Below are 7033 nucleotides of genomic sequence, written 5' to 3'. Positions count from 1 at the left end.
ACATAGAAAAGGCCGAAAAGCGATTGTTTAAAAGGCTGGAACAAGAGAAGACGAAACAATACAAGGTACGGAGGATGGTTGGGTGGATGCGGTATGCGGCCGTATTTGTGGGCTTCTTCCTTTTGGGAACTTTCGGCTATCTTTTTTATCAGACTTATAGCCAGCCGGAAACATTACTGGCTGTCACCACTCATGATAAGATTAAGGAACTGAAACTGCCGGATGGAACCAAAGTCTGGCTGAATAAAAACACTACCCTGAAATATCCACATGAGTTTGCAGGGAAGGGAAGAAAGGTTTATCTGGAAGGAGAAGGATATTTTGAGGTGATGAGGAATCTGGAAAAACCGTTTGTCGTACAGAGTGAGGCCATGCAGGTCAGAGTATTGGGAACTGTTTTCAACCTCAAGTCTGACAAGGCTAAGATGTCTGCAGTAGCTACCCTTTTGAAAGGCGAAGTAGAGGTGAAAGGTAATCATGGCGAGGGTATGATTATCCTTGCCCCCGGACAGAAAGCCGAGCTGAACGGAATGACTAGGCGTCTGGTGGTGAAGCAGGTGGATACGGGAATCGAAAACTGGCACAATAATGAGTTTGTCTTTGAGAAGGCTGACCTATACACCATTGCGCGTACATTGGAGAATTCGTATGGGGTGAGGGTAATTCTGGCACCGAACATAGATGTAAGCAAGACTTACTCGGGTACACTGAAGAAAAAAGAGAGTGTAGGGGCTGTGCTGAATCTGATAAAGAATGCCATTCCATTGGAGTATAAAATTGTGGGGAACAGTGTTTTCCTCTCCTCAACGAAGTAGGAAGGCTGCACAAATTCGAGATATGACGAGAAGAATTTATTTAATACTAACAACTTTCTAATATTATGCGAAAATTAATCCTATTGTTTTTTTTTGTGAGCAGTGCTTTATGGCTGCATGCCAAAGACTTTACCCGGTATGTCAGTCCTCTTGTCGGCACGCAGTCTACTTTCGAGCTTTCCACCGGTAATACCTATCCTGCGATCGCACGTCCCTGGGGTATGAACTTCTGGACTCCTCAGACGGGTAAGATGGGTGACGGCTGGCAATACGTCTATACAGCGAACAAGATCCGTGGTTTCAAGCAGACACACCAGCCCAGTCCTTGGATTAACGACTACGGGCAGTTCTCCATTATGCCGGTGGTTGGCAAACCCGAGTTTGATGAAGAGAAGCGTGCAAGCTGGTTCTCCCACAAGGGCGAAGTGGCACTTCCTCATTATTATAAGGTATATCTTGCCGAACACGATGTGGTTACCGAGTTCACCCCTACCGACCGTGCCGTATTGTTCCGTTTCACTTTCCCTGAAAATGATCATTCATACATTGTTGTCGATGCCTTTGACAAGGGCTCTTATGTGAAGATACTTCCGGAGCAGAATCGTATTATCGGTTATACTACCCGTAACAGCGGCGGTGTTCCCGAGAACTTCAAGAACTATTTCGTGATAGAGTTCGACAAGCCTTTTACTTATAAGGCTTCTGTAGCCGATGGCGTCTTGAGCGAGAATAAGGTTGAGCAGGAAGCCGGACATGCCGGTGCTGTTATCGGTTTCAAAACCCGTAAGGGTGAAGTGGTACATGCCCGTGTAGCCTCTTCTTTCATCGGTTTTGAGCAGGCTGACCGTAACTTGAAGGAGCTTGGCAATGACAATTTGGAAACATTGGTTCAGAAAGGTCAGGATGCCTGGAACAAGGTGCTGGGCCGTATTGATGTGGAAGGCGGAACCCTTGACCAGTACCGTACTTTCTACTCATGTTTGTATCGTTCCTTGTTGTTCCCGCGTGCATTCTATGAACTGGATGAGGCGGGAAATCCGATTCATTACAGTCCCTACAATGGGCAAGTGTTGCCCGGCTATATGTATACGGATACCGGTTTCTGGGACACTTTCCGCTGTCTTTTCCCATTCCTCAACCTGATGTATCCGTCGGTGAACAGGCAGATTCAGGAAGGCCTTGTCAACACCTATAAGGAAAGCGGTTTCTTTCCCGAATGGGCAAGTCCGGGTCACCGTGGCTGTATGATTGGCAACAACTCTGCTTCCGTGCTGGCAGATGCCTATCTAAAAGGCGTGAAGGTGGAGGACGTGCAGACACTGTACGAAGGTCTCATCAACGGTACAAAGAATGTCCATCCCGAGGTTTCTTCCACGGGTCGCCTCGGCTATGAGTATTACAACAAGCTTGGTTATGTTCCCTACGATGTGAAAATCAACGAGAACACTGCCCGTACTTTGGAGTATGCTTATAATGACTGGTGCATCTACCGCATGGCAAAAGAACTGAACCGTCCGAAGAAGGAGCAGAAACTCTTTGCGGAACGTGCCATGAACTATAGGAATGTATTTGATAAGGAAAGCAAGCTGATGCGTGGTCGTAATCAAGACGGCCAGTTCCAGTCTCCTTTCTCTCCTTTGAAGTGGGGTGACGCCTTTACTGAAGGTAACAGCTGGCACTATTCCTGGTCTGTATTCCACGACCCTCAAGGTCTGATAGACCTGATGGGTGGAAAAGAGTCTTTCGTAGAGATGCTTGACTCTGTATTTATTGTCCCGCCCTTGTTCGATGACAGCTACTACGGCCAGGTAATCCATGAAATCCGTGAGATGACAGTGATGAATATGGGTAACTATGCCCATGGCAACCAGCCCATCCAGCACATGATTTACCTTTATAATTATGCTGGGGAGCCTTGGAAGGCCCAATATTGGCTTCGTCAGGTTATGAACCGCATGTACACTGCCGGTCCCGACGGTTACTGCGGTGACGAGGACAACGGTCAGACTTCGGCGTGGTATGTCTTCTCTGCACTTGGTTTCTATCCGGTTTGCCCTGGTACGGACGAGTATGTACTGGGCGCCCCTCTGTTCCGTAAGGCTACCCTCCATTTCGAGAACGGTAAGTCCCTGACAATTGACGCTCCGGATAACTCACCGGAGAACATGTATATTGAGTCTCTCAAGGTGAACGGCGTGGATTATTCCAGGAATTATCTGACGCATGGCGATTTGCTGAATGGCGGTACCTTGAGGTTTGATATGGGCAGCCAGCCTAATATGAAGAGAGGTACGCAGCCGGAAGATTATCCTTATTCTTTCTCGAATGAACTGAAGAAGTAAAGAATAGTAATAATATAGTAAGAAAAGGGTTGCCTCGAAAATAAGTTGATATATCATTTTGTTATTTACTATCTGTATTATAGGTGTTTTTCTTGAATCAGGTGGAAATAATTATTTACTTCGTTAGTAATCTTGAGCAAAATGATATATCAACTTGTTTTCGGGGTAACTCTTTTTTTTTAGGATTAATGATAAAAAAGATACTTTTTCAGTAAGTGTATTTTCATTGTCTGTTGTTTTATATAGGAATGCGAGAGAATGAATCTCTCGAAGTAATTTATTGTATAACCTATAAATTGTGTTTATGAAAGACAATTATGCTTTTCGGAGTTCGACGTTCATGCGGGCTTTATTAGTTTTGTTGTTCATGGCAGTTTCTATCCAGTGGGGCTTTGCCCAGTTAAACCTGAATGTGTCTCGCGGCACATTGGGGACAGTCATTGAACAAATCAAGTCTCAATCCAAGTATCAATTTTTTTATGACGACAAACTGGCTGCGTTGCCGGTAGAAAACGTCAAAGTGAACAATGCGTCTATAGAAGATGCTTTGAATGTTATTCTCAAAGGGAAAGACATTTCCTATAAAGTGGAGGATAACATCGTTTATCTTTCTGAAAAGTCTGCTGCTCCTCAAGAGGGCAACCAACAAGGGAAAGAACGGACGATTACCGGAGTCGTGTCAGATGACATGGGACCTCTGATTGGTGTGAATGTATTGATAAAAGGTACCAGCAACGGGTGTATTACCGACCTCGACGGTAACTTTACGCTGACCACTACGGAGGCGAATCCGGTGATTGTATTCTCTTATATCGGTTATACTACGCAGGAAATCCCCGTGAAAGGTAATGCGCCGATTAATGTAATGATGGCCGGAGATACCCAACAGCTTGAAGAAGTTGTGGTTACTGCACTCGGTATCAAGCGTTCGGAAAAGGCATTGTCCTACAATGTACAGCAGGTGAATACAGATGCCATTACTTCCAATAAAGATGCCAACTTTGTGAACTCATTGAGTGGTAAGGTAGCGGGTGTGAACATCAATGCTTCTTCATCCGGTGTAGGTGGTGTATCAAAGGTAGTGATGCGTGGTACGAAATCTATCATGCAGTCTTCCAATGCACTTTATGTAATTGACGGTGTGCCTATTTTCTCTGGCCGTGGTACTGCCGGAGGTAAGGAGTTCGACTCCCAGGGATCTTCAGAACCGATTGCCGATATCAACCCGGAAGACATCGAGTCAATGTCAGTCCTGACTGGTGCCGCCGCTGCTGCCTTGTATGGTTCGGAAGCTGCCAACGGTGCCATTGTCATTACTACAAAGAAAGGTAAAGAAGGTAAGGTGAGCCTTACTGTCAGCAGTAATACTGAATTCACCAATCCGTTTGTGATGCCGAGCTTCCAAAACCGTTACGGTACGGGAACCGGTGGTGTGATGAGCACCTCAGGAGCCATGAGCTGGGGAGCGCCTTTGTCTGCAGCCAATAACTACAATTACAGCCCGAGAGATGATTATTTCCAGACGGGTATTGTAGGAACAGAGAGCATTTCTTTGTCAACCGGTACAGAGAAAAACCAGACGTATGCATCGGCTGCTGCTGTAAACTCCAAGGGTATTGTTCCCAACAACAAATACAACCGTTACAACTTTACGGTACGTAACACCACTACTTTCCTGGACGACAAGATGACTCTGGATTTCGGTGCAAGCTATATTCTGCAGAATGACCAGAACATGACGAACCAGGGTACTTACAACAACCCGTTGGTGGGTGCTTATTTGTTCCCGCGCAGCAACGACTGGTCTGATATCAGCATGTATGAGCGCTATGACGCTGCCCGTAAAATTTATACGCAATACTGGCCGGTAGGTGACGAAGGTATGGTAATGCAGAATCCTTATTGGATTAACTACCGCAATCTGCGCCAGAACAAGAAGGACCGCTATATGCTGAATGCCGGTTTGAGCTATAAGATTCTGGACTGGCTGACTGTTTCAGGACGTGTACGTTTGGATAACTCCAACAATGATTATACAGAAAAGTTCTATGCTTCTACCAATACACAGCTCACCGAGAGCTCTTCACGAGGTCTTTATGGTATTACCAAGACGCAGGACAAACAGTTGTATGCAGACTTCCTGGTGAGTATCAACAAATATTTCGGTGAAGATTGGTCACTCCAGGCCAACGTCGGTGGTTCATTCTCCGATATACGTTCGGATGCAATGAAAACACGTGGTCCGATTGCTGATGGTGGCGATGCCTTCAGCGGCGAACCGGTAGGTTTGACCAACTACTTTGCCATCCAGAACCTGAGTGCCAGCAAGACACAGCGTTTGCAGGAAGGATGGCGTGAACAGACCCAGTCTCTCTTCGCTTCGGCTGAGCTTGGTTACAAGAACACTTACTTCTTGACGCTGACCGGACGTAACGACTGGCCTTCACAGCTGGCAGGTCCCAACTCCAACAGCAAATCATTCTTCTATCCTTCAGTCGGTGGTTCTGTTGTACTGTCTGAGCTAATGCCTAACTTGAACAAAGATTATCTTTCTTTTATAAAGGTTCGTGGTTCATGGGCATCTGTTGGTAGTGCTTTCTCCAGATATTTGGCTAATCCCCACTATGAATGGAATTCAAGTTCCGGCCAGTGGAGTATCACGACCCAATATCCGTTGTACAATTTGAAACCTGAACGTACCAATTCTTGGGAAATCGGTTTGAACATGCGTTTCCTCAAGAACTTTGAATTGGACGTGACATATTACAATGCCAAGACTATGAACCAGACATTCAACCCGCAGTTGCCTGTCAGCGGTTGGTCGGCTATGTATATCCAGACTGGTGCCGTACGTAACTCCGGTATTGAGTTGTCGCTGAATTACAAGAATACCTGGAAAGATTTTACATGGGATACCGGTATAACCTTCTCCAGTAACAAGAATAAAATCCTGACTTTGGCAGACAATGCCATCAATCCCGTTACCGGTGAGCTGTTCTCTTTGAGCACGTTGAATATGGGTGGCTTAGGTGATGCCCGCTTCTTGCTGAAAGAAGGTGGGAGCATGGGTGACCTTTACTCACTGCGAGATATGAAACGTGATGCCAATGGACAGATTTTTGTGGACCAAAATGGAACGGTTGCTACGGAAGCCATAACGGACCCGGATAAATACATCAAGTTGGGAAGCGTACTTCCTAAAGGTAATTTGGCTTGGCGTAATAACTTCATTTGGAAGAATTTCACAGCAGGTTTCTTGATTTCAGCCCGTTTGGGTGGTGTGGTTTACTCACGTACACAAGCTATGTTGGACTATTACGGTGTGTCCGAGGCTTCTGCCGATGCACGTGATTTAGGTTACGTGTTGGTGAATGGTAGAGATAAGGTAAACCCCGAAACATGGTACGGTGTAGTAGGTAGCGGCACGTCTGTTCCCCAATACTACACTTATTCTGCTACCAATGTTCGTCTGCAGGAAGTATCTTTGGGTTACACCATCCCCAGAAAGTTGTTGAATGATGTGTGCGATATCAAGGTTTCGTTGGTAGGCCGCAACTTGTGGATGATTTACAGCAAGGCTCCTTTCGATCCCGAAAGTGTAGCTTCTACCGATAACTTTTATCAGGGAATAGACTATTTCATGATGCCGGCTTTGCGTAACATCGGCTTTAGCTTGAGCTTTAAATTTTAATACCAAACGATATGAAAAAGAAAAATATTATAAATAAATTGATTGTTGCTCCGTTGGTTATGGGCTTTATGTCCTGTACCGGCAATTATATGGATATCAACTCCAATCCTTATCAACCGGGTGATTTGACTCCGGATGATTATGCACTGGGTTCTGCCATGAGTAACTTGGCAAGTACGGTTATC

General features: G+C 45.6%; 3 protein-coding genes and 1 pseudogene. All 4 read left to right on the top strand.

What is annotated here, in order from left to right:
• On the top strand, positions 1–815 hold an 815-nt coding region (locus tag ABUA47_RS21760), incomplete at its 5' end, for a FecR family protein (protein WP_349832036.1).
• Between the two features lie 65 nt (positions 816–880).
• Positions 881–3157, top strand: a complete 2277-nt coding sequence (locus ABUA47_RS21755) for a GH92 family glycosyl hydrolase (RefSeq protein ID WP_035449953.1) — start codon at positions 881–883, stop codon at positions 3155–3157.
• Positions 3158–3461: 304 nt separating this feature from the next.
• Entirely contained in the window at positions 3462–6848 is a 3387-nt protein-coding gene (locus ABUA47_RS21750) for a TonB-dependent receptor (RefSeq protein ID WP_035449952.1), read from the top strand.
• An 11-nt stretch (positions 6849–6859) separates the two neighbouring features.
• Positions 6860–7033, top strand: a pseudogene (locus ABUA47_RS21745) (SusD/RagB family nutrient-binding outer membrane lipoprotein); the annotation flags it as partial.

It is taken from the genome of Bacteroides sp. RTP31139st1_H2_RTP31139_211217 (genome assembly GCF_040227615.1).
Taxonomy (GTDB): domain Bacteria; phylum Bacteroidota; class Bacteroidia; order Bacteroidales; family Bacteroidaceae; genus Bacteroides; species Bacteroides uniformis.
The sequence above is the reverse complement of the archived record's forward strand: the minus strand, read 5'-3'. Positions and strand labels throughout refer to the sequence as shown.